The sequence below is a fragment of the Sphaerisporangium sp. NPDC049457 genome (assembly GCF_055586705.1).
On the sequence record NZ_JBVJHR010000036.1, the window covers coordinates 1 to 23,185 of the forward strand.

A 23,185-nucleotide genomic window follows, 5' to 3' on the forward strand; every position below is an offset into this window, starting at 1 on the left:
CCCCCCCCCCCCCCCCCCCCCCCCCCCCCCCCCCCCCCCCCCCCCCCCCCCCCCCCCCCCCCCCCCCCCCCCCCCCCCCCCCCCCCCCCCCGCGGCGGGCCTCAGCGGGCCGCCGGGGGAGCCGGGTCGACCGGCACCTGTTCGGGCAGGTCGGGGGAGGAGGCGGGCGGCATCGGCAGCGGCACCCCTGGGCCGGTCCTGCCGTTGCGCGAGGAGGCGAAGCGCCTCATGATCGGGCGTTCCACCAGCGAGTACAGCGCCCACGACAGCACCAGCGTGATGCCGGCCAGCACCGCCATCATCCCGAAGGCCGCGGGGGTGCTCCAGCCCTTCATGTTGCCGAACCACTGCCGGACGTAGATCAGCACCAGGAAGTGCCACATGTAGAACGCGTAGGACACCTCGCCGAGCCAGACCATGACCCGCCCGCCGAGCCAGCTCGTCCGCCGCTCGGTGTCGTCGACCGCGCCCGCGGCGATGATCAGCCCGAGCGGGACGACCGAGACGGCGACGACGTCGAAGCTCACCGGCAGCAGCGGCGCGAGGGCGTACAGCGCGATGCCCAGGGCGATCGCGCCGCCGAGGCCCATCGGCAGCCGCCTGCCGGTCATGACGACCCGCGCCATGATCATGCCGAAGACGAACTCCAGCATGCGCACCGGCGGGAACTGCATGACGAACCACATCTCCAGCTCGGTCATGCCGAAGCCGGGGATGGGCGGCTGGGCGGGGAGCAGCTTGGCCACGAAGGGCACCGCGAAGATCGCGACCACGGTGAGCCCCGCGTACCCCCACAGCCGCTCGGGCCTGATGCGGCCGATGTAGCGGGCCATGAGCGGGAAGCACAGGTAGAACAGCGCCTCACACGACAGCGACCAGGCCGGGGAGTTCAGCGCGGTCCGGACGCCGAGGACGGGCACGTACGACTGCAGCAGCAGGGCGTGCAGCAGCGCGGTGCCGCCGTCGATGGCCTGCTTGCCCACCCAGCTCACCAGGACGATGGCGGCGGCCAGCGTGATGATGTAGTTCGGGTAGATCTTCAGGAAGCGGCGCCGCAGGAACGTCGCCGCGGTGTCCGACTTGCGCTGCGCGTAGGTCAGGACGAATCCGCTGAGGATGAAGAAGTAGGAGACCGCGGCCCAGCCACCCTGGATGACGACCGACATGTACGCGCCGGCGAAGGCCGCCGAGGCGAACAGGCTCGCGCCGATGGCGTGGGTGAGGAAGACCATCGCCGCGGAGACGAACCGCATTCCGGTCAGCGACGGAAGCCGGGACGGCAGTGATATCGGCTGGGAACCGACAGGTTTCGATAACTCCACCATTGGACGCACCTTCTCAAGTTCTGGCCGGCTCAGGCTCGATCAGCCGGCGGCCCGGCATGCCCTTTCGCGCGGTCGATCGGGGAGCCACCGTTCATGGATCGGCAGGTCTCGACCATTGCATCCCGCAGTGCGGCGCGCATTTTCCAGATTGCGGTCTTCGCCGGCGGCGGCGCGCCAGGCGGTGTGCGCGTACGACGGGTACGCGCAGGTCGGACGGGGGGCGCCGGCGCCGGCGGCGCCGGGCGGCGTGGCACACCGCATTCCAAGAGATGCCCGTGCGCCGGGCGGAGGTGAACGCTGGACCACACGGCACGGTTCCCCGTCAGCCATTCGAGATGAAGGACTGCGCGCCAATGGCAGTGGCCACGGATGTTTCCGAGTACGGAGTCGTTTTTCAGCCCGAGACCGTCCTCACCCCGGCGGAGATGGTCGCGCGGGCCGAGGCCATTGCGGCCACGCTGGTCGACCGCCAGGCCGAGACCGAGGAGCGCACCTTCTACGCGCAGGACACCCACGAGGAGTTCCTGCGGTCCGGTTTCTACCGGATCCTCGTCCCGCGGCGCTACGGCGGCCTGGAGTACGGCATCGACACCTTCATGCGGGTGACGATGGCCCTCACCCGGGGATGCCCGTCCACCGGCTGGATGTACTGCCTGGGTCACGCGCACGCCCTGGTCGTGGCCTCGCTGTTCGACGAGCAGGCGCAGTCGGAGATCTTCGCGGGCGGCGACTTCATCTGCCCGGCCACGGTCGCGCCGAGCGGCACGGCCGAGCGCACCCCCGAGGGCGACTGGGTGCTGAACGGCACCTGGGGCTACAACTCGGGCGCACCGTACGCGACGCACTTCATCGGCCACACGCTGGTGTCCCCCGGCGAGGGGGCGCCGCCCGCGCCCATGATGTTCATCGCCGAGCGCAGCCAGTGGCGGCGCCTGTCCGACTGGGGCAAGCAGCTCGGGCTCAAGGGCAGCGGGTCGCACAGCATCACCATGGAGAACGGGGTGGTGCCCGGCCACTTCACGCTGGACACCCACGTCAGCCAGGTCGACGTCTCCAAGGGCACCCCGGGACGCACGCTGCACGGCAACCCCGAGTACGGCGGCGGTCAGCTCAGCTTCATGGTGATCGAGGACGCGATCCTCGCCGTCGGCATGGCGCTCGGCGCGCTCGACGCCTACGAGGACCTGATGCGCAGCCGCGTCGCCCTGTTCCCGCCGAACCTGCCGCGCACCCAGGACCTGGACTACCAGTACTGGTACGGCCAGGCCGCCGGCATGATCGCCACCGGCGAGGCGGCCGTCCTCAACGCCATCCAGCAGTGGACAGAGATCTGCGCGCGCGGCCCGCAGGCCGTCACCAAGGAGGCCGAGATGCGGCTCGCCTCCATCTGCCACCAGGTGGTCGATTTGTGCTGGCGCGCGGTCGAGAACTACCTGTTCCCCACGGCCGGTTCCAGCGCGGTGCGGCAGGGCGAGCGCATCGAGCGGGTGTGGCGGGACATGTCCATGTTCCACAGCCACGCCGGGTTCGCCGTCTTCCTGTCCACCATCGCCAAGCGCGAGCTGGCCAAGGCCCGTTTCGGCGTGGAGGACGGCGCGCACGCCTGACCCGCCGGGGTCCCCCCGACCCTGCCGGCCGTGTCCACCAACGACGCTGCGCACGGCCGGCAGAGAACTCCCAGAACATCGAAGAGCCTTCCAGAACACCGAACAGCCCTTGAAAACGGAAGACCCGCGTTCCCGGCCGATCAGGCGGGCCCGCGGGTCTCGTCGCGCGCACAGGACACCGGGACCACGGGTAGGCCCGTGTGCCCGGTGTCCGCGGTCTTCGGGTGGTCCAAGGAGGGCGGCCGGCGCCTGATGTCCGCGAGGTTCACCGGTCGCCCGTCGCAGCAGGGCGCCGTCATCGCCGCACCACTTCCCGCCGACCCGGCGCCCGGTTGGAGAAGCCCATGCCCGGGCTGGTCGCGAGAGAAGGGTGCCCGGCGGGGAGGAGGCCGCCGGGCGAGGTCCGGGGTCAGCGGTTCGGTTTGCGCGCCGAGACGATGACGTAGCCGATCTGGTCCTTGCGGGGGGCGAAGAAGCCCAGGTGGCGGCGGGAGAACTCGGCCAGCGCCTCCTCGCCGAACTTCGCGGCGATCGAGTCGCGGTGGTCCATCGCGGCCTTGATGTACTTGCTCTTCTTGCCGAACACCCGCGGGCCGCACTGGGTGTACTCCTCGACCTCGAAGCCCGCCCGCCGCGCGTGCTCGATCCACTGGGTCAGCGTGGGCAGCTCGCGCAGCTTCAGGGTGCTCATGAACCTCTTCACCCGCGCCGGTTCGGCCTCCGACTCCAGGCTGAAGTCGGAGAACGAGATGCGGCCGCCGGGGCGCAGCACCCGGAACAGCTCCGCCAGCACCTGCCCGAGGTCCGGGGCGTTCTGCAGCGACTCCAGCGCAAGGACGGCGTCGAACGAGCCGTCTGGGTAGGTCAGGCCGGTGTAGTCGCCGTACTCGAACGTCACCCGGTCGGTCACCCCGTTGGCCACGGCCCGTTCGTTCGCCTTGTCGATCTCGAAGGAGCTCACGGTGATGCCGGTGACCCGCACGCCGTAGTTCCTGGCGAGGAAGACCGCCGTCTCGCCGGGGCCGCACCCGGCGTCCAGGACCCGCTCGCCGGGGCGCAGCCCGAGGGTCTCGGCCACCTTGCGGCTGATGCGGTGCACGGCGTCCTTCAACGGGGTGTCGTCCTCGTTGTCGTACCAGTACCACATGTGCAACTGGCCGTTGCGGAACTCGTCGCCGATCGGGGAGCGCTCGTCGTAATGGGTGCCGATGTCGGCCGAGTCGATCAGTTCCCTGGTCATCAATCCCTCACTCCAGACGATGGGCGGCCGGTGGCGGACGCGGAAGAGGCCGGGCGGGCCGGCGGCTCGGCGCCGTCGTCGCCGGAGTGACGTTCCCCGCGGCCGGGGCAAGACGAGGAATCGTTCCTCCCAAGCCTCATGGTGACCGCGCCGCGGCCTTCGACGCATCTCCACGGTTGCTGCCTGCCGGAGGCATCGCGGCAGCTCGCGCGGGTCGCCGGTAAGCACGCTCGGAGAAGACTCGACGCCGCGCCCGATGCGAAGATTTCGTGGACGGACCTGTCGCCGGACGGAGCGGTCTCGGCCGTGGAACGCGGCCGTCCGGCGTGCGCATCGAAACCGCGCGCATCGAAACGGTGCGCGTTCAGAGCGCACATCGAGAGCGCGCATCCGACCGATGCGCGTCGGGCGCGGCCGGCGCACGCCGGCGATTCCAGCCGTGCGGCCGCCATTCTCCCTTTCGTGAAAGGACGCGCGCATGAGTGTTTCCACCACGGGGCCCGCTGTCGCCGAACTCCTGACCGATTTCACGACCGCGGAGCCGGCCGGCCTGGAGGCGGAGTTCCAGCGGCTGGTCGCGGCGCTGTGGCACCGTGGTGAGGCGACCGGCCGCGCCCTGACGGCGGTTCCCGCGCTCGTGTCCGCGCTCGACGAGGCCGGCGACGACCGCAAGGGTCACCTGGCCGTCCTGCTCGGCCTGCTCGCCGAGGCCGAGTACCCGGTCGTCGACGGCCCGCTCAACGCGGCCGTCCGCGCGGGCCTGGACCACTACCTCGCCCTGCTCGGCCGCGGCGGCAAGGACCGGCCGCTGACGCTCGCCCTGCTCTACCTGCTGTCCCACTTCCCCGGCGACCGCGACCGCATCCTCGCCGCCGCCGCGCCGCTCGCGCTGGACCCGCCCGAGCAGAGCCGGCTGGAGCGCGGCCTGGCGACGCTCGACCGCGGCGACCCCGACATCGGCCGGATGTGGCCGTCCCCGTCGGTGTGGGACCTCAGCGCGGAGGACCTGGAGTTCCACCGTCAGCAGCTCCGTACGCTCACCCCGGCCCAGGTCACCACGAACTGGGAGAACGACACCCGGATGCTGTACGCCTACTCGGGCGCGATGGCGTACTGGGCCGTCCGGCACGGCATGCCGGTCGACCTGCCCTCGGCTCCCGGGACCGGCGAGGCCCCGGCCCCCGCGGGTGAGCTCGGCATCGAGACCTTCACCCAGTACGCGGACGCGCTGCGCTGCACCACCTGCTCCGGCTCGGTCGAGTTCGAGGGCGAGGTCGTCCGCTGCCCCACGTGCGCGGTGCGCTACCCGATCGCCCTCGGCATCCTGGACCTGTCCGACGGCATCAGCGAGTCCGCGGCCGACCAGCCGCACGAGGCGACCGCCAACCTGCTGGCCAAGCTCGCCGAGATGCCGAGCCTGGGCGTGTACTACGAGAAGGTGTTGCGCCCGGCCTACCTGCGCATCGCGGGGGCCAACTGGGGCGGCGCGGTGACCCCGCAGGTCGAGGACGGTTACATCGCCCGCCAGATCCGCCCGGTGGACGGCCCGGTGCTCGACCTCGCGTGCGGCGCCGGACGGTGGACCACCGTGGTCGCCGAGGCCGTCGGCCAGGACCGCCTGGTCGGCGTCGACATGGGCCTGCCGATGCTCACCGTGATGCGCGGCAAGCTCCCGCGGGTGCCCGCGGTGCGGGGAAGCGCGTTGAACATCCCGTTCGCGGACGCCACCTTCGGCGCGGTGAACTGCTGGAACGCCCTGCAGGCCTTCCCGGACGACGCGCCGCAGGCCATCGCCGAGGTCGGCCGGGTGCTCAGGCCGGGCGGCACGTTCACCGCGATGACCTTCCTGTTCGACTCCGATCCGATCGCCCGGCACTTTCAGGAGTCCCACTACTTCCCGAGCCGCCCCGAAGGCCAGCTGCTCTTCACGATGGAGGAGCTGGAGAGGTGGCTCGCCGACGCCGGCATGTCGATCGTCGACGCGTCGGGCCCCGGCACCTTCGCCTTCATCACCGCCGTCCGCGACTGACGCGCGGGCCGGCGGGGCCGGTCCGGGCAGAGTTCCACGAACGAACTGGAGGCGACGAGGGATGACCACGATCAGCGAGCGGGACGCGGGCGTCGCGCTGCCAGGCGAGGCCCTCTACGAGGCGGCGACCCGGGTGTTCAACCTGGTCGCCCCCGCGCGGCCCGCCGCGGCGGTCACCGTGCGCACCGTCGAGGACGTACGGGCCGCGCTGCGCCTGGCCGCCGCCGAGCGGCTGGCGGTGCGGGTGCACACCACCGGGCACGCCTCGGCCACCGCGCGTCCCATGGACGGCGCCCTGCTCCTGCGGACGCTGATGGACGGCGCCGTCGAGATCGACGCCGCCCGCCGCGTGGCCCGCGTCCCCGCGGGGACGCGCTGGGGCGCGGTCGTCGACGCGGCGGCCGCTCACGGGCTGACCCCGCCGCACGGCTCGTCGCCCGACGTCGGCGTCGTCGGTTACCTGCTGCGCGGCGGCATGAGCTTCTACAGCCGCAAGGTCGGCCTGGCCGTCAACAGCGTGCGCGCCGTCGAGCTGGTCACCGCCGACGGCGAGCGGCGCCGGGTGGACGCCGCCTCCGACCCGGAGCTGTTCTGGGCGCTGCGCGGCGGCGGTGGCGGGTTCGGCGTCGTGACCGCCGTCGAGGTCGGCCTGTTCCCCGTGGCCAAGGTGGTCACCGGCGCCGCGTTCTGGCCGGCCGCCCACGCCTCCCCGCTGCTGCGCGCCTGGCGCCGGTGGACCGAGGACGCGCCCTGGGAGGTCGCGACCTCGGCGCGGGTGATGAACCTGCCGGCGCTTCCCGACGTCCCGCCCGTCCTGGCCGCCGGGCCGGTGCTGTGCGTGGACGGCGTGGTGCTCGTCGAGTCGGAGGACGGCCTGCCCGCCGCCCGCGGGCAGGCGGAGGACCTGCTCGGGCCGCTGCGCGCCGTGGCCGACCCGGTGCTCGACACCTGGGAGGTCACCGATTCCGCCGGAGTGCTGCGAGCGCACATGGATCCCTCGGACCCGGTGCCGATCGTCGGCGACCACATGCTGCTGAACGAGATCGGCGACGAGGGCGTGGCGGAACTGCTGCGGGTGCTCGGCCCGGGTTCCGGATCGCCGCTGGTCGTCGCGGGCCTGCGCCAGCTCGGCGGCGCGTACGGGGTGGGCGACCGGGCCGGGGGAGCGCTGGACCACTTCGACGCCCGGTACGCCTACTCGGGCGCGGGGGTGCCGGACGGCGCGCTCACCAAGGAGGCGATCCTCGGGCACTGCGCGACCGTGCGGGCCGCCCTCGCCCCGTGGGACGCCGGCCGCACCGCGCCCACGTTCGTGGAGAGGCTCGATCAGCCGCAGGGCCACCTGACCGAGGACCAGGTGGCCGCCGTCGACCGCGTCCGCCTGCGCGTCGACCCCGGCGGGCTGTTCCGCCACGACGCCATGCCCGCCACCACCACCCTCATCTGACCCGCAGCAGCGTCACCCGCAGCAGCGTCACCCGCAGCAGCGTCACCCGCCGGCGCGGACCAGGCCGCACTCGTAGGAGAAGATCACGGCCTGCACCCGGTCCCGTAGGCCGAGTTTGGTCAGAATACGGCTGACGTGGCCCTTCACGGTCCCCTCTGTGAGGAAGAGCCGGCCGGCGATCTCGGCGTTGGACAGGCCCCGGGCGATCAGTTCGAGCACCTCGCGCTCTCGATCGGTGAGGACGCGAAGTTCGGCCTCGGTGCGGGGCAGCGGGTCGCCGGACGTGCCGATGTGGCGTTCGATCAGCCGCCGGGTGACCGGTGGCGCCACGATGGCGTCGCCCTTCGCCACCACGCGGATCGCCGACAGCAGGTCGGCGGCGAGGGTGTCCTTGAGCAGGAATCCGCTCGCGCCGGCCCGCAGCGCGGAGTACACGTACTCGTCGAGGTCGAAGGTGGTGAGGATCAGGACGCGGGGGCCGTCCGGAAGCGACGCCCGGATGCGGCGGGTGGCCTCCAGCCCGTCGACCTCGGGCATCCGGACGTCCATCAGGACGACGTCGGGCATCGTCTCGGCCGCGAGGGCGCCGGCCGTGGCGCCGTCGTCGGCCTCCCCGACGACGTCCATGTCCTCGGCGTTCTCCAGGATCATCCGCAGGCCGGCGCGGAGCAGGGCCTGGTCGTCGACCAGGAGCACGCGGATCATGCGGTCACCTCCTGATCGAGGGGGATGCGAACCCGTACGACATAGCCGCCGTCCGGACCCGGGCCGGCGGACACCTCGCCGCCCAGAAGCGCCACGCGTTCTCGCATGCCCCGCAGTCCGTTGCCGGTCCCGCCGGAGGCCGGCTCGCCGGCGCCGTCGTCGTCGGCATGGATCCTCAGCTCATCGTCTCCGTAGGACACCACCACCTGGGCGCGGGCTCCCGGCCCGGCATGCTTCATGGTGTTGGTCAGCGCCTCCTGGACGATCCGGTACGAAGAGACGTCCACGCCGGTGGGCAGCGGTCGCGGCGATCCGTCGATGCGCAGCCGGACCGGGGTGCCCGCCCGCCGCACCTGGTCGATCAGGCGGGGCAGCTGCGCCAGGCCCGGCACCGGCCGCGCGGGGTCGTCGACCGGCCCGGACGCGGACAGCACGTGACGGATGTCGGCGAGCGAGGCGCGGCCGGTCGCCACGATGGTGTCCAGCGCGGCGAGGGTGTCGGCGGGCCGCTTGGCGAACGCCGCGGCGCCGCCCTGCGCCTGCATCACGATGACGGCCAGGCCGTGCGCCACCACGTCGTGCAGTTCGCGGGTGAGCCTGGCCCGCTCGGCGGCCACCGCCAGCGCGGCCCGCTGGTCGCGTTCGCGCTCCAGGTCTCGCGCCCGCGCCCTGAGTTCGCCGAGGTAGGCGCGGCGGCTCCGGACACCCCACCCGATCGCCCAGGCGACGACCAGCAGGGAGCCGAGGACGGGGATCCCGCCCCAGTCCGTCGGTCCCGGCGTCGTGGCTTCCCGGCCGTCCGGCCGCGGCTCGCCGGGCGCCGCCTCCTGCGGCGGCATGACGGAGGCCCCCGCCCTGCGTTCCTGTCCGCCGACGCCGAAGGGCCGCCCTTCGTAGAGCCAGCCGTCGGTCCTGCCGTCGAGGGCCACGAACACCGACCACGCCGTCGCCACGGCCAGGGCGGCGCCGAGCAGCGCGAGCGACACCTCGCGCCGCCGCTGAGCGGCGACCGTGTAGAGGACGATCGGTACGGCCAGGTCGGCGAGCACCGGTCCCGCCGCCAGCGCCATCTGCGCCACGGCGGCGAGCGACGTCGCGGCGAGCGCCGGAACCGGCCACCTGCGGCGCACCGCCACGGCGGCGACGCAGACGCCGATCAGGACCCATGAGGCCGGCGGCTGCCGCAGCCAGATCGCTCCGGCGAACCAGGCGCCGGTCGCCGGAGTCGCGGCGGCGCCGCCTGCCGCCCACGTGCCGGTCAGCAGGAGGGCGGCGAGGCCGGCATCCTGGACGCTCGACATGCGTAAGGCGCCCCACAGAGGCGCCATGTGAATCCTCATCCCAGGCGACACCTTAGGCTTTCCGCGCCGTCGCCCGGAACCCGTCGGAAGTCAGGGGTGCGGACATGACCATGGGCAGATGCGCGGCCGTTCCGGCGCCGCGCAGCCTGTGACGATGACGAACAACTCCGGCGACGCCGCCGGCCGCTCTCGCCGCCACCGTGTGCTGAGAACGGCCCTTCTCCTGTCGGTCGCTCTGGCGATCGTGCCGGCCGGCTGGGGCGCCTTCCTGAGCGGCGCCCGCAAGGAGTTGGCGTGGGACCGGGTCGTGCCGGCGGGTGACTGCCACTGCGCTGACGGCAGCCGGTTCTCCTTCTGGGAGCGGCGAGCCGATCCCACCAAGGTCGTGTTCTTCCTGAACGGCGGAGGCGTCTGCTGGGACGCGAAGATGTGCGCGTTCACCGGCGACCGCGGCGAGAACGACTTCTACGACTGGAACCTCTCGGGCGTGAATCCGGAGAACCGGAGCGGGATGTTCGACACCACTCGTGCCGACAACCCGTTCGCCGATCACTCGTTCCTCTATGTGAGCGCCTGCACCGGTGACGCGCATCTGGGGAACGTCTCCCAGAGGTACTCGCCGGAGCTGACCGTCGAGCACCGCGGCCGGGTCAACGGCACGGCGGCGCTCGACTACCTGGCCGAGCACTATCCCGACGCCGAACAGGTCGTCGTCATCGGCAAGACCGCGGGGTCGGTCGCCGCTCCCATCTACGGCGGCCTCGTCGCCGACCGGCTTCCCCGCGCGAAGGTCGTGGTGTTCGGCGCACAGTCCGGCGCCTGGCCGGACGACCCCGATTTCAACGCCGGGATCCTCAAGGCGCGGTGGAACGCCTACGACGCCATGCCCGGCTGGGCGGTCGACGGGCTCACCGTCCGCGAGCCGGGCGTCCCCCGGTTCTGGACCCAGGCCGCCCGGCATGCTCCCGGCCTCGTTCTGGCCCGTTTCGACTTCGCCTACGACCCGCACGCGACTTCGGAGCTGACCCGATGGCTGGACGGGAATCCGCCGGACCTCCTCAGAGTGATCGACGGCAACGAGGCGGCGATCGAGGCCGCCGGGGTGCGCCTGCACAGCTACACCGCGCCGGGCGCCGACCACCAGATCTTCGAGCCCGGCAGGTTCTACGAGATCGAGGTGCGGGGCGTCCGGCTGGTCGACTGGCTCCGCGCGCTGGTCACCGGCAGGTCGCCCGGCGACGTCCATTGCGACCCGTGCGGTCCATGAACGCGGCGCGCCCGGCCGGGGCGGGTACCGAGAAATCCCGGCAGGTGCGGCGTCAGGGGATCCGGCGCCGTGCCGGTATGGTCGGCGGCGGGCTCACCTGCGCGTTCTCTCCTTCTGCCCGCCCAGGCCGCCGAGGTGGGCGGCCCGCCTCGGCCGGCTCCCTGGTGCTCCGGAATACGGTACAGGGGTATGGTGTTGGCTACAGTGGGGAGCCGAACCCCGCTCATCGACGACAGGAGTGATCGCGTTGACCACCACCACCTACACCGTCAAGGGCATGACCTGCGGGCACTGCGTGAGCTCGGTGAAGGAAGAGGTCGGCGAGGTGCCGGGCGTAACCGGCGTCGAGGTCGAGCTGTCCACCGGCCTGGTGACCGTGGAGAGCGAGGGCCCCCTCGACGGCGCCGCCGTCACCGCCGCCGTGCAGGAGGCCGGTTACGAAGTGGTCGCCGGGTGACGAAAGCCCTCGCCGCCGCACCGCAGGAGGACGAGCGCGGGCACGGGCACGAGGACGGGCGCTGACGCCGGGCGTCAGCCGGACGAAGGAGATACGGCATGTCATCGGTCACCGAACGCGAGCCGCCGGCCGCCGGCGGCTCGGTCGAGCTGTCGATCGGCGGCATGACGTGCGCGTCGTGCGCCAACCGCATCGAGCGCAAGCTCAACAAGCTCGACGGCGTCAGCGCGACGGTCAACTACGCGACCGAGAAGGCCAAGGTCACCTACCCCGAGGGCCTGGACGCGCGGCTGCTGATCGCCGAGGTCGAGAAGGCCGGCTACACCGCCGCGCTGCCGGCCCCGCCCGTGCCGCCGCAGGACCGGCCGGCCGAGGAGCCCGACGACCTGGCGTCGCTGCGGCGCCGCCTGATCACCGCCGTGGTGCTCTCGGTGCCGGTCGTCGCCATGGCGATGATCCCGCCGCTGCAGTTCACCTACTGGCAGTGGCTGTCGCTCACGCTGGCCGCCCCGGTCGTGGTCTACGCGGGCCTGCCCTTCCACAAGGCCGCCTGGGTGAACCTGCGGCACGGCGCGGCGACCATGGACACGCTGGTCTCGCTGGGCACGATCGCGGCGCTCGGCTGGTCGGTGTGGGCGCTGTTCTTCGGCACCGCGGGGATGCCCGGCATGACGCACCCGTTCGCGCTCACCATCGAGCGCACCGACGGCGGGGGCAACATCTACCTGGAGGCCGCCGCGGGGGTGACCGCGTTCATCCTCGCCGGCCGCTACTTCGAGGCCCGCTCCAAGCGCCGGGCGGGCGCCGCGCTGCGCGCCCTGCTCGAGCTGGGCGCCAAGGACGTCGCCGTCCTGCGCGGCGGCGCCGAGGTGCGCGTCCCCAGCGACCAGTTGGTCGTCGGCGACCGCTTCGTGGTGCGCCCGGGCGAGAAGATCGCCACCGACGGGGTGGTCGAGGAGGGCTCCTCGGCGGTGGACGCCTCGATGCTGACCGGAGAGTCCGTGCCGGTGGAGGTCCGGCCAGGTGACGCCGTCACCGGCGCCACCGTCAACGCCGGAGGGCGGCTGGTCGTCCGCGCCACCCGCGTGGGGTCGGACACCCGGCTCGCCCAGATGGCCAGGCTGGTCGAGGAGGCCCAGACCGGCAAGGCGCAGGTCCAGCGGCTGGCCGACCGCATCTCCGGCGTCTTCGTCCCGGTCGTGATCGTGCTCGCGCTGGGCACGCTCGGCTTCTGGCTCGGCACGGGCGCCGGCGCGAGCGCCGCCTTCACCGCGGCGGTCGCGGTGCTGATCATCGCCTGCCCGTGCGCCCTGGGCCTGGCGACCCCCACCGCGCTGCTGGTCGGCACCGGACGCGGCGCCCAGCTGGGCATCCTCATCAAGGGGCCCGAGGTGCTCGAGTCCACCCGGACGATCGACACCGTCGTGCTGGACAAGACCGGCACCGTCACCGAGGGCCGGATGACGCTGACCGAGGTCCACCTGGCCGAGGGCGAGGACGAGGCCGAGGTGCTGCGCCTGGCGGGCGCGCTCGAACACGCCTCCGAGCACCCCATCGCCCAGGCCGTCGCCCGCGGCGCCGCCGAGCGGACGGGCGGGCCGCTCCCCGCCCCCGAGGAGTTCGCCAACGTCGAAGGGCTGGGCGTTCAGGGCGTCGTCGACGGGTACGCGGTGCTGGTCGGCCGTCCACAGCTGCTGGCCGAGTGGTCCCAGCCCCTGCCCGACGGCCTGGCGGCCGCGGTGCGCGCCGCCGGGGCCGCGGGACGCACCGCCGTCGCGGTCGGCTGGGACGGCCGGGCCCGCGCGGTGCTGGTCGTCGCCGACACCGTCAAGCCCACCAGCGAGCGGGCCGTCCGCGACCTGCGGGCGCTGGGGCTGACCCCGGTGCTGCTGACCGGCGACAACGAGGCCGTCGCGCGCACCGTGGCGGACGAGGTCGGCATCGAGGAGGTCATCGCCGAGGTGCTGCCCGCCGACAAGGTCGACGTCGTCAAGCGCCTGCAGGCGCAGGGCCGCACGGTGGCCATGGTCGGCGACGGCGTCAACGACGCCGCGGCGCTGGCCCAGGCCGATCTGGGGCTGGCGATGGGCACCGGAACGGACGCGGCCATCGAGGCCGCCGACCTGACCCTGGTCCGCGGCGACCTGCGCGTGGCGGCCGACGCCATCCGGCTGTCCCGCCGCACCCTGCGCACCATCAAGGGCAACCTGTTCTGGGCCTTCGCCTACAACGTGGCCGCCCTGCCGCTGGCGGCCGCGGGCCTGCTCAACCCGATGATCGCCGGCGCGGCCATGGCCTTCTCGTCGGTGTTCGTCGTCTCCAACAGCCTGCGCCTGCGCCGCTTCCGCTGACCGTCTCCCTCCCGCCGGCCCGTCCACGGGCCGGCGGGGGAGGGGCGGACGCACGTCAGGACAGGCCGAGGTGGCGGGCTATCAGCATGCGCTGCACCTCGCTGGTGCCCTCGCCGATCTCCAGGATCTTGGCGTCGCGGTAGAACCGCGCGACGGGGAAGTCGTTCATGAAGCCGTAGCCGCCGAAGATCTGCGTCGCCTCGCGCGAGTTGTCCATGGCGGCGTTCGAGGCCACCAGCTTGGCGATCGAGGCCTCCTTCTTGAACGGCTCGCCGCGCAGGAGCTTGGACGCGGCCTGGTAGTAGGCGAGCCGGGCGGTGTGCGTGCGCGCCTCCATGTCGGCGATCTTGAACTGGATCGCCTGGTACTCGCCGATCTTGCGGCCGAACGCCTCGCGCTCGCGGACGTACCGGACGCACTCGTCCACGCAGCCCTGGGCGAGCCCGACGCTCACCGCCGAGAGGGCGAGACGGCTCTCGTCCAGGATCGACAGGAACTGCGCGTAGCCGCGGCCGCGCTCGCCGAGGAGGTTCTCCACCGGCACCCGGCAGTCGGCGAAGCCCAGCTCGTGGGTGTCGGAGGCGCACCAGCCGACCTTGGAGTACTTCGGCGCGACCGTGAAGCCGGGCGTCCCGGACGGGACGATGATCGCCGAGATCTCCTTGCGGCCGCCGTCGCGCGTCCCGGTGACCGCGGTGACCGTCACCAGGCGGGTGATGTCGGTGCCCGAGTTGGTGATGAACGACTTGCTGCCGTCGATCACCCAGTGGTCGCCGTCCACCCTGGCGCGGGTGCGCGTCGCCCCGGCGTCGGTGCCGCCGCCCGGCTCGGTGAGGCCGAACGCGGCCAGCGCCTCGCCGGCGCACAGGGAGGGCAGCCACCGTTCCTTCTGCTCGCGCGAGCCGAAGCGGTAGAGCGGCATCGCGCCCAGCGAGACCCCGGCGGACAGGGCGATCGCCACCGAGGAGTCGACCCTGGCCAGCTCCTCCAGGGCCAGGCACAGGGCGAGGTAGTCCCCGCCGGCGCCCCCGTACTCCTCGGAGAACGGCAGGCCGAACAGCCCCATGCGGCCCATCTTGGCGACCAGGGCGTAGGGGAACTCCTCGCGCTGGTAGAACCCGCCGATGACCGGGGCGACCTCCTCGTGGGCGAACTCCTCGACCGTCTTGCGCAGGGCTTCGTACTCTTCGTCCAACCGGAAGTCGATCACTGGTCCTCCTCGTTCGGTGGCACGGCGGCGAGGGCGGTGAAAAGCGGAAGGGTCAGAAGAAGGCCGCCCGGGCTGGGGGGGAGCCCCGGCGGCCTTCTCCTGACCCGGTCAGAGGGGGACGGAGGTGGTCAGGCCGCCGTCCACGACGAGCTCCTGACCGGTGATGTACGAGGCCCGCGAGGAGAGCAGGAAGCAGGCGGCGTCGGCGATGTCGGACGCCGTGCCGAGCCGGCCGAGCGCCACGTGGCTGCGGCACTCCTCCTTCGCCTCCTCGGTGGTGGAGATCGCCTCGAACATCTCCGTCACGATGTAGCCGGGGCTGATGGCGTTCACCCGGATCCCGCGCGTGCCGAGATCGGGCGCCAGCGTACGGGCCAGGTTGACGACGGCGGCCTTGGCGGCGGCGTAGACCGAGGTGAAGGCCAGTCCGCGGTGGGTCAGCCAGGATCCGTTGAGCACCACGGAGCCGCCGTCCCGCAGGATCGGCAGTGACTTCTGGACGGTGAAGTAGACGCCCTTGAGGTTGATGCCGATCAGGGCGTCGAAGTCGTCCTCGGTGACGTCGCCGCTGCGGGCGAACCCGGCGACGCCCGCGTTGGCGAAGACGCCGTCCAGGCCGTCGAAGCGTTCCCGTATCCGCGACACCAGGCGGTCGAGGTCCCCGGTGCTGGAGACGTCGGTGGGGACGGTCAGCACGCGGTCGCCCGCGTCGAGGTCCTTCGCCGCGGCCTCCAGGCGGTCCTCGCTGCGTCCGGCGAGCACGACGCCGGCACCCGCCTCCAGGAGCCGCTGCGCGGTGGCGAGGCCCATGCCGCTGCCGCCACCGGTGATCAATACCGTCTTACCTGTGAACTCGGCCATGCGGTCAGGGTCACATCCGCGCCGCTTCCGGCACATCTCCAGAATTGCTTTTCCGGCATTTCCTGCGGTTCCCCGCCGCTTACCGGGCGACTTTCCGGCGGCCGCCGCGCGGGTTCCCGGCAATGGGCGATGAATAGGGGACGGCGGTGGCGGTGCGCGCCGAATTGCCGCTGGACCCGCCTTTCCCGCCACCAACTCGGGTACCGCTCCCGCGGCGCAGCACAGCATTTCGAGAGATGCGACGCCGCGCGATCGGGCGTGACGATGTAGCGGTGCTGACCGGCGGATGGACCGTTTCCCCCGCCGCAGGGTCAAGGAAGGAGCCTGCCGTGCCTCGTACCCGTGGCTAGCATCGCCATCGGCATGCCGTCACGAGCCGGGCGGATTCCCCTCCGTCATGGGCCGGGCGGAATCAGCGCCGGGCCGTACGCCCATTCCCGGCCTGCGCATCGGCCCCGGAATCCCGCGGCCCGGGCGACACCATAACGTTCTTCGACTCCCACCCCCGGCCGTCGCCTGCCCCATCGTGCGCCGGAAAAGGCGCGGCGGAATCCCCGGCGGATTTCGTGGCGGGATATTCGCGGCCGGCCGTTCGCGCGGCCGGAGACGCCGCGACCTCACGCCGCCGGCGGGTCCCACGGCCGCGCGTCGTGCGGGCGGCCGGCGCGGAACGCGGCCGGCGTGGGCGGTCACCAGGCAGCAAGGGCCGGTACGTCACCGGCCGGCCGACAGCCGTAACGACGATGCCGGATCAAATACGGAAATTCGAGGAGATGACCACGATGGGCAACGACGCCAATACCCGCGCGGTGGTGCTCGGCGGCAGCCTTGGGGGCCTGTTCGCGGCACGAGTTCTCGCCGACGCCTACGACGAGGTCGTCATAGTCGACCGCGACCTGCTGGTCGATGTGAAGGAGCCCCGGCGCGGGTGCCCGCAAGGACGCCACATCAGCGGCCTGCTGACCCGCGGCCAGCGCGCCATCGAGAGCATGTACCCCGGGATCACCGAGGAGCTGTTCGCCGACGGCGTGCCCAAAGGCGACCTGGCCGGCACCGTGCGCTGGTACGTCCGCGGCAAGCGGCTGAAGCAGCAGGCCGCCGACATGCTCTGCGTGGGCGCGAGCCGTCCGATGCTGGAGTACCACGTCCGCCGGCGGACGCACGCGCTCGGCAACGTCTCGTTCCTCGAGCGGCACGACATCCTCGGCCTGGAGGCCACCCCCGACCGCCGCAAGATCGTCGGCGTGCGGGTGCAGAACCTCGACGGCGGCACGGGCGTCGAGGTCGTCGAGGCCGACCTGGTCGTCGACGCCACCGGCCGCGGCTCCCGCACTCCCATCTGGCTGGAGGACCTCGGCTACCCCCGGGTCAAGGAGGACCGCAAGAAGATCGGCCTCGGCTACGTCACCCAGCACTACAAGCTGACCAACGACCCCTACAAGGGCGACCTGTCCATCAACGGCGTGGCCTACCCCGCCTCGCCCCGCGGCATCCTGTTCGCCAAGACCGACGGTGACCGGGCCGAGATGACGACCTACGGCATCCTCGGCGACCACCCGCCCACCGACCAGGAAGGGCTGTTCGAGTTCATCCGCTCGCTCGGCATCCCGGAGATCTACGAGGCGATCGTCCAGGCCGAGCCGCTGGAGGACCCCGTGCGGTTCAGCTTCCCGACGACGCTGCGCCGCCGCTACGAGGACATGGACCGCTTCCCCGACGGCCTGCTCGTCGTCGGCGACGCCGTCACCACCTTCAACCCGGTGTACGCGGGCGGGATGACCGTCGCCGCCCTGTCGGCGCTCACCATCCGCGAGCACCTGCACAGCGGCGCCGCCCCGCAGCCGCTGGACTACTTCCGCGACCTCGCCCGCAACGTCATCGACCCGCCGTGGCAGATGACCCACAACGTCGACCTCGGCTTCCCCGGCGTGGAGGGCGAGCGCCCGCTGAGCCTGAAGCTGGAGCAGGCGTTCATGGCGCTGGTGCAGACCGCCGCCTCCCGCGACAGCCGGGTCACCGCCGGGTACATGCGCGTCGCCGGCCAGGTGGAGCACCCGAAGACGCTCATGAAGCCGAAGTTCCTGCTCCGCGTGGTGCTGGCCGCGCTCGGCCTGTCGAAGACGCCCGGGCCGCTGGTCACCACCCGGGAGATCGCGAAGGTGCCAGGAGCCGGCAAGCGCAAGGTCACGACCTCCTGAAGGAACGGCGTCCCGCCCCGGGGACGACGCGATGGGACCGGCCGCCGGGGATCTCCGCACGGCGGCCGAACCTCGAAGGGATCACGAGTGACTGAGGCATCTCCCGCCCGCGGCCCGGGCGCCCGGCGGGCGGTGACGTCCCGGGCGCAGGACGGGGCGTGGTACCTCGACAGGCTGGTCCCCGGCTCGCCCGCGCACCATGTGCACCGGGCCTACCGGGTGACCGGAGAGCTCGACCTCGTGGCGCTGGACGCGGCCTGGCGCGCGGTGGCCGCCCGGCACGAGATCCTCAGGACGACCCTGGAGGACCACGACGGGCGCCCCGTCCAGCGGATCGCCCCCCACCCGCCGCCGGACCTCACCCTCACCACCGACCTGACCGGCTTGACCGGTTCCGTCCCACAGCAGAGCGCGGCGGCGCTGCGGTGGTGCGCCGGGCAGGTCGCCGCTCCCTTCGACCTCGCCGCCGGGCCCCTCGCCCGGCTCGCGGCCGCCCGGCTGGCGCCGGGGGAGTACGCCCTGGTCATGGTGCTGCATCAGGCGGTGGCCGACGACCGCTCTCTCACCCTGCTGGCCGAGGAGCTCTCGGCCTGCTACGCCGACGCGGCGGCCGGCCGCCCGCCGGGCGCGGCACTGCCCCCGCCCGGCCTCCAGTACGCCGACTTCGCGGCGAGGCAGCGCGAGCGCGAGTCCATCCCCGAGTTCACCCGCCTGCGCGACGACCGGATCGCCACCCTCCGCGCCCCGGACACCTCGGCCCCCTCGGACGGCCCGGCGGCGGCGCCGGCGAGCCCGGCGCTGCCGGTGGATCGGCCGCGTCCCGCGGGGCCGTCCGCCGAGGGGGACTCCATCCGCTTCGACTGGGGCCCGGAGCCGGCGCGTGACCTGGCCGCGCTCGCCCGCGCGGAGGGGACGACGCCGTTCGCCGTGCTGCTCGCGGCGTCGCAGTGCCTGTTCGGCCGGTACGCGCACGAGGACCGGCCCCTGATCGCGGTCACGGCCGACGCGCGCCCGCCCGGTTTCGAGCGGGTCGTCGGCCCCTGTGCCAACCTGCTGGTGCTGCGCGGCGCCCTGTCCGGCGCGCCGTCCTTCCGCCAGGTGCTCCGTGGAGCGGCGCGGCTGGCCCGGAAGGCGCACGAGCACCGCGAGCTGCCGTTCGACGAGCTGGTCCGGGCGCTCAACCCGGAGCGGGACCCCTACCGCGTCCCCCTGGGCGACGTCATGCTCGTCTGGCGCGAGCTGCCGGACCCGGAACTGGCGCTGACGGGAACGGCCGTCCGGTCCGTCCCGGCCGGCGGCTCGGCCAGGACCGACCTGGCCCTGATCGTGGACCGCGCCTCGCCCTCGCTCCAGGGCTGCCTGGAGTACCGCGCGAGCCTGTTCGACCGGGAGTCCGCGCGGCTGCTGCTCGGCCAGCTCCGCACGCTGCTGACCGCCGCCCTGCGCGAGCCCGACCTGCCCATCGACGCGCTCCCGCTGGAGGAGCCCGCGCGGCTCGCCGCGGCGGTGCGCGACGCCGACCGGATCGCCGCCGCGGCCCCCGTCCGCGCCGTGCATGAACTTGTCCACCTGACGGCGCGCGACCGCCCGGACGACGTGGCGGTGGCCTGGGACGGCGCCGAGGTCACCTACCGGCGGATCGAGGAACTCGCCGCGCCGCTCACCGCCGCGCTCCGCGCGGGAGACGGCGTCGCGGGGCTGCCGGTGGCGGTGCGCGTGCCGCAGGGCCCGCGTCAGGTCGCCGCGCTGCTCGGCGTGCTCGACGCCGGCGCGTACCTGGTGTGCCTCGGCACGGGCGACACCGGCGAGCGCGGCAAGGCGGTGCTCGCCGACCTCGCCCCGGCCCGCCTGGTGCTGGACGGCGACCCGGACGACGAGCTCGCCGGCTGGTACCGGCGCGAACTGGACGGCCACGTCGTCGACCTGGCCGCCCTGCCCCCGGCCGCGAGTACGCCTTCCCCGGGCGCGGGCGCGGGCGACGGCGCGGATGCGGGCGGCGGCGCGGGTGCGGGTGCGGGCCCGGGTGAGCGGCGGGCCTATGTCGCCTACACCTCCGGGTCGACCGGCAGGCCGAAGGGCATCCCGCAGACGCACGCCGCGCTGGCGCAGTTCGTCACCTGGTTCGCCGCGGAGTTCGGCATCGGCCCCGGCTCCCGGGTCGCGCAGTGGGCCGCGCCCGGGTACGACGCGAGCCTGGTCGAGATGTTCGCGGCGCTCACCGCCGGCGCGACGTTGTGCCCCGTCCCCGACCGGACCCGGGCGAACCCCGACCGGATGGCCGGCTGGCTCGCCGCGGAGCGCGTCACGCACTTCCAGACCGTGCCCAGCTTCGCCAGGCAGCTCATCACCGCCATCGGCGACCAGGGCGGACGCGGGCGCCTGGGCGCGCTCGCGCATCTGCTGCTGGCCGGCGAGCCGCTGGCGGGCGAGGTGGCCGGCGCGGTGCGCGCCACGCTGCCGTGGGCGCGGCTGGTCAACCTGTACGGCCCCACCGAGACGATCCTCGCCACCTGGCACGAGATCACCGGCCCGGTGCACGGCGTCGCGCCGATCGGGCGGTCCATCCCCGGGCGGCAGGTCCTGGTGCTGGACGACCTCGACCGGCCGTGCCCGGCCGGGGTCACCGGCCAGATCGTCATCCGCGGTCCGTACGTCACCCCCGGGTACGTCGGCGCCGCGTCCGGTGAACGCGCGCCGTTCCGGCCGCTCGCCGGTTTCGACGAGGACCGCCCCGGTTATCGGACCGGCGACCTCGGCCGCAGGCGGTGGGACGGGGCCCTGGAGTTCATCGGGCGCGGAGACGCGCAGGTGAAGTTCAACGGCGTCCGGCTGGAGCTCACCGACATCGAGGCCGCGCTGGCCGCCCACCCTTCGGTGGCCGGGTGCGCCGTCGTCGCGGTGCCCGGCCGCGACGGCCTGGTCACCCGCCTGGTCGGCTACGTCGTCCCCCGCACGCGGCCCTCCGGCGAACCGGAGACGAGCACCGCCGCCGGAGGACCGGAGACGACGCAGGACGCCGGAGGTCCGGAGGTGTGGCGGGCGGCGCTACGGCTCCGGTTCGGGAAGGCGATGCCGCCGGTGTCGTTCAAGACCCTGGACGCGCTCCCGCGCAACGCCGGCGGGAAGGTGGACCGCAACGCGCTGCCGCGTCCGGCCCCCTTCACGGCCCGCCCCGGCGGGCCGTCGCCCGGCCCGCTCGCCGACGAGGTGGCCGGCGTCTGGTCCGAGGTGCTCGGCGGCCGGCGCGTCGAGCCGGACACGACCTTCTTCGCGGCCGGCGGGCACTCCCTGCTGATCCCCCGATTGCTCGATCGGATTCGCGGGCGTTTCGGAACGGCGGTCCCGATCGCGCGATTCTTCGCCGACCCGACGCCGGCCGGCATGGCCGCTCTCATCGAGGCGCGAGCCGTACCGAAAGAAGCAGTTACCCAAACCATGATGGGGTGAGAAACGTGACTCTGGTGGAAACCGAACTGTCCGTTGATTTCGACGGCGAGAGCCTGGAAATCGCCGACGTCCGGCGGGTGGCCGAGGATTGGGCGACGGTCACCATCGCCCCCGCGGCGCTGGCCAGGGCCGCCACCAGCCGGCGCATGTTCGAGGACACCGTCCGGCAGGGCATTCCCGTCTACGGCGTGACCACCGGCTACGGCGAGATGATCTACATGCTGGTCGACACCTCCAAGGAGGTGGAGCTCCAGACCAACCTGGTGCGCAGCCACAGCGCCGGCGTGGGCCCGCTGTTCGCCGAGGACGAGGCCAGGGCGATCCTCGCCGCCCGGCTGAACGCCCTGGCCCGCGGGTACTCGGCGGTGCGGCCCGAGCTGCTGGAGCGGCTGGCGCTGTACCTGAACCTCGGCATCACCCCGGCCATCCCCGAGATCGGCTCGCTGGGCGCCAGCGGCGACCTGGCGACGCTGGCGCACATCGCGACCACGCTGATCGGCGAGGGGTACGTGCTGCGCGAGGGCAAGCGCGTGGAGACGGCGACGGTCCTGCGCGAGCAGGGCATCGAGCCGCTGCAGCTGCGCTTCAAGGAGGGCCTGTCGCTGATCAACGGCACCTCCGGGATGACCGGACTGGGCTCGCTGGTCGTCGGCCGCGCCGTCGAGCAGGTACGGCAGGCCGAGATCGTCACGGCGCTGGTCGTCGAGACGCTCCGCGGGTCGACCAGCCCGTTCCTGGCCGAGGGCCACGACATCGCCCGCCCGCACCAGGGCCAGATGGACACCGCCGCGAACATGCGCGCGCTGATGCGGGGGAGCGGCCTCACCCTGGAGCACGCCGAGCTGCGGCGGCAGGCGCAGGAGCAGCGGGCCGGCAACGGCGTCGACCGCACCGAGGTCTACATCCAGAAGGCCTACACCCTCCGCGCCATCCCGCAGGTCGTCGGCGCCGTCCGCGACACCCTGTACCACGCGGTCGACAAGCTGCGCATCGAGCTGAACTCCTCCAACGACAACCCCCTGTTCTTCGAGGGGCAGGAGATCTTCCACGGCGCCAACTTCCACGGCCAGCCGATCGCGTTCGCGATGGACTACGTGACCATCGCGCTCACCCAGCTCGGCGTGTTCTCCGAGCGCCGCACCAACCGGCTGCTCAACCGGCACCTCAGCGACGGGCTGCCGGAGTTCCTCGTCAAGGGCGACCCCGGCCTGAACAGCGGGTTCGCCGGCGCGCAGTACCCGGCCACGGCGCTGGTGGCCGAGAACAGGACCATCGGCCCGGCCAGCACCCAGAGCGTCCCGTCCAACGGCGACAACCAGGACGTCGTCAGCATGGGCCTCATCGCGGCGCGCAACGCCCGCAGGGTGCTGTCCAACAACAACCGCATCCTGGCCGTGGAGTTCCTCGCCGCGGCCCAGGCGGTGGACGTCTCCGGCAGGTACGACGAGCTCAGCCCGGCCGGCAAGGCGACCTACGGCCTGGTGCGCTCGCTGGTGCCGACCCTGGACGCCGACCGGTTCATGTCCGACGACATCGAGCTGGTGGCGGCCGCGGTCTCCCGCGGGGAGTTCCTCGCGGCCCCCGCGAGCGTGAACGTCGAACTGCGCTGAACCGCGCGGCGCGCGCGAGCGGGGCCGCCCGCGCCCGCTCGCCGCGCGCGTGAGCACGGCGTCGCCGCGTGAGCACGGTCACCGGGTGAGCACAGGTGACCGTGTGAGCACGGCGAGGCCGCGTGAACAC

Annotated in this window: 15 protein-coding genes; 9 read left to right on the forward strand and 6 right to left on the reverse strand. The window is 73.1% G+C overall.

Annotation, left to right across the window (positions count from 1 at the left end):
- Positions 1 to 101 precede the first annotated feature (101 nt).
- Positions 102 to 1,325, reverse strand: coding sequence for an acyltransferase family protein (locus tag ACZ6QO_RS36865; RefSeq protein WP_465857995.1), 1,224 nt, complete (start codon positions 1,323 to 1,325; stop codon positions 102 to 104).
- Between the two features lie 353 nt (positions 1,326 to 1,678).
- Here ACZ6QO_RS36865 and ACZ6QO_RS36870 point away from each other — a divergent pair, with 353 nt between their 5' ends.
- Positions 1,679 to 2,932 carry an acyl-CoA dehydrogenase family protein gene (locus ACZ6QO_RS36870; protein WP_465857997.1) on the forward strand — a complete coding sequence of 418 codons (1,254 nt, stop codon included), beginning with the start codon at positions 1,679 to 1,681 and terminating at the stop codon, positions 2,930 to 2,932.
- A 409-nt stretch (positions 2,933 to 3,341) separates the two neighbouring features.
- Here ACZ6QO_RS36870 and ACZ6QO_RS36875 read toward each other — a convergent pair whose 3' ends face one another.
- Complete coding sequence (locus ACZ6QO_RS36875) at positions 3,342 to 4,172, reverse strand: methyltransferase domain-containing protein (RefSeq protein ID WP_465857999.1); 831 nt, start codon at positions 4,170 to 4,172, stop codon at positions 3,342 to 3,344.
- Positions 4,173 to 4,650: 478 nt separating this feature from the next.
- Here ACZ6QO_RS36875 and ACZ6QO_RS36880 point away from each other — a divergent pair, with 478 nt between their 5' ends.
- Together ACZ6QO_RS36880 and ACZ6QO_RS36885 are read left to right on the forward strand one after the other, a co-directional pair.
- A complete protein-coding gene (locus ACZ6QO_RS36880) occupies positions 4,651 to 6,201 on the forward strand; it encodes a class I SAM-dependent methyltransferase (protein WP_465858000.1) in 1,551 nt (516 codons plus the stop codon).
- Positions 6,202 to 6,262: 61 nt separating this feature from the next.
- The gene (locus ACZ6QO_RS36885; protein ID WP_465858002.1) at positions 6,263 to 7,648 is read left to right on the forward strand and encodes an FAD-binding oxidoreductase; all 1,386 of its coding nucleotides are present in this window, start codon (positions 6,263 to 6,265) and stop codon (positions 7,646 to 7,648) included.
- A 42-nt stretch (positions 7,649 to 7,690) separates the two neighbouring features.
- Here the strand turns inward: ACZ6QO_RS36885 and ACZ6QO_RS36890 are convergent, their stop codons facing one another.
- Together ACZ6QO_RS36890 and ACZ6QO_RS36895 are read right to left on the reverse strand one after the other, a co-directional pair.
- Complete coding sequence (locus tag ACZ6QO_RS36890) at positions 7,691 to 8,353, reverse strand: response regulator (protein WP_465858004.1); 663 nt, start codon at positions 8,351 to 8,353, stop codon at positions 7,691 to 7,693.
- Entirely contained in the window at positions 8,350 to 9,681 is a 1,332-nt protein-coding gene (locus ACZ6QO_RS36895) for a sensor histidine kinase (RefSeq protein WP_465858006.1), read from the reverse strand. Before ACZ6QO_RS36895 ends, ACZ6QO_RS36890 begins: the two co-directional genes overlap by 4 nt.
- A gap of 91 nt (positions 9,682 to 9,772) precedes the next feature.
- Between ACZ6QO_RS36895 and ACZ6QO_RS36900 the strand changes: the two genes are divergently transcribed.
- From ACZ6QO_RS36900 to ACZ6QO_RS36910, 3 genes are all read left to right on the forward strand, one after another.
- Positions 9,773 to 10,921 (forward strand): pectin acetylesterase-family hydrolase, encoded by a 1,149-nt coding sequence (locus ACZ6QO_RS36900; protein ID WP_465858008.1) that lies wholly within the window; start codon positions 9,773 to 9,775, stop codon positions 10,919 to 10,921.
- Between the two features lie 247 nt (positions 10,922 to 11,168).
- A complete protein-coding gene (locus tag ACZ6QO_RS36905; protein WP_465858010.1) occupies positions 11,169 to 11,378 on the forward strand; it encodes a heavy-metal-associated domain-containing protein in 210 nt (69 codons plus the stop codon).
- A gap of 98 nt (positions 11,379 to 11,476) precedes the next feature.
- The gene (locus tag ACZ6QO_RS36910; protein ID WP_465858012.1) at positions 11,477 to 13,729 is read left to right on the forward strand and encodes a heavy metal translocating P-type ATPase; all 2,253 of its coding nucleotides are present in this window, start codon (positions 11,477 to 11,479) and stop codon (positions 13,727 to 13,729) included.
- Positions 13,730 to 13,784: 55 nt separating this feature from the next.
- On the opposite strand, the gene ACZ6QO_RS36915 is transcribed toward ACZ6QO_RS36910, so the two are convergent.
- Both ACZ6QO_RS36915 and ACZ6QO_RS36920 read right to left on the reverse strand, forming a co-directional pair.
- Entirely contained in the window at positions 13,785 to 14,939 is a 1,155-nt protein-coding gene (locus ACZ6QO_RS36915) for an acyl-CoA dehydrogenase family protein (protein WP_465858014.1), read from the reverse strand.
- A 108-nt stretch (positions 14,940 to 15,047) separates the two neighbouring features.
- Positions 15,048 to 15,800: an SDR family NAD(P)-dependent oxidoreductase gene (locus tag ACZ6QO_RS36920; RefSeq protein WP_465858016.1), complete on the reverse strand. Its 753-nt coding sequence runs from the start codon at positions 15,798 to 15,800 to the stop codon at positions 15,048 to 15,050.
- Between the two features lie 773 nt (positions 15,801 to 16,573).
- Here ACZ6QO_RS36920 and ACZ6QO_RS36925 point away from each other — a divergent pair.
- From ACZ6QO_RS36925 to cmdF, 3 genes are all read left to right on the forward strand, one after another.
- On the forward strand, positions 16,574 to 17,998 hold the full coding sequence (locus ACZ6QO_RS36925; RefSeq protein ID WP_465858018.1) for an NAD(P)/FAD-dependent oxidoreductase: 1,425 nt from the start codon (positions 16,574 to 16,576) through the stop codon (positions 17,996 to 17,998).
- 87 nt (positions 17,999 to 18,085) lie between these two features.
- Positions 18,086 to 21,445 carry a non-ribosomal peptide synthetase gene (locus ACZ6QO_RS36930; protein WP_465858020.1) on the forward strand — a complete coding sequence of 1,120 codons (3,360 nt, stop codon included), beginning with the start codon at positions 18,086 to 18,088 and terminating at the stop codon, positions 21,443 to 21,445.
- A complete protein-coding gene (gene cmdF, locus ACZ6QO_RS36935; protein WP_465858022.1) occupies positions 21,442 to 23,055 on the forward strand; it encodes a tyrosine 2,3-aminomutase in 1,614 nt (537 codons plus the stop codon). Before ACZ6QO_RS36930 ends, cmdF begins: the two co-directional genes overlap by 4 nt.
- The last annotated feature ends 130 nt before the right edge of the window (positions 23,056 to 23,185 follow it).

Coding starts and splice junctions, on each gene's coding strand:
- ACZ6QO_RS36865 (WP_465857995.1), bottom strand. CDS start 1,325: ATGGTGGAGTTATCGAAACCTGTCGGTTCCCAGCCGATATCACTGCCG.
- ACZ6QO_RS36870 (WP_465857997.1), top strand. CDS start 1,679: ATGGCAGTGGCCACGGATGTTTCCGAGTACGGAGTCGTTTTTCAGCCC.
- ACZ6QO_RS36875 (WP_465857999.1), bottom strand. CDS start 4,172: ATGACCAGGGAACTGATCGACTCGGCCGACATCGGCACCCATTACGAC.
- ACZ6QO_RS36880 (WP_465858000.1), top strand. CDS start 4,651: ATGAGTGTTTCCACCACGGGGCCCGCTGTCGCCGAACTCCTGACCGAT.
- ACZ6QO_RS36885 (WP_465858002.1), top strand. CDS start 6,263: ATGACCACGATCAGCGAGCGGGACGCGGGCGTCGCGCTGCCAGGCGAG.
- ACZ6QO_RS36890 (WP_465858004.1), bottom strand. CDS start 8,353: ATGATCCGCGTGCTCCTGGTCGACGACCAGGCCCTGCTCCGCGCCGGC.
- ACZ6QO_RS36895 (WP_465858006.1), bottom strand. CDS start 9,681: ATGGCGCCTCTGTGGGGCGCCTTACGCATGTCGAGCGTCCAGGATGCC.
- ACZ6QO_RS36900 (WP_465858008.1), top strand. CDS start 9,773: ATGCGCGGCCGTTCCGGCGCCGCGCAGCCTGTGACGATGACGAACAAC.
- ACZ6QO_RS36910 (WP_465858012.1), top strand. CDS start 11,477: ATGTCATCGGTCACCGAACGCGAGCCGCCGGCCGCCGGCGGCTCGGTC.
- ACZ6QO_RS36920 (WP_465858016.1), bottom strand. CDS start 15,800: ATGGCCGAGTTCACAGGTAAGACGGTATTGATCACCGGTGGCGGCAGC.
- ACZ6QO_RS36925 (WP_465858018.1), top strand. CDS start 16,574: ATGACCACGATGGGCAACGACGCCAATACCCGCGCGGTGGTGCTCGGC.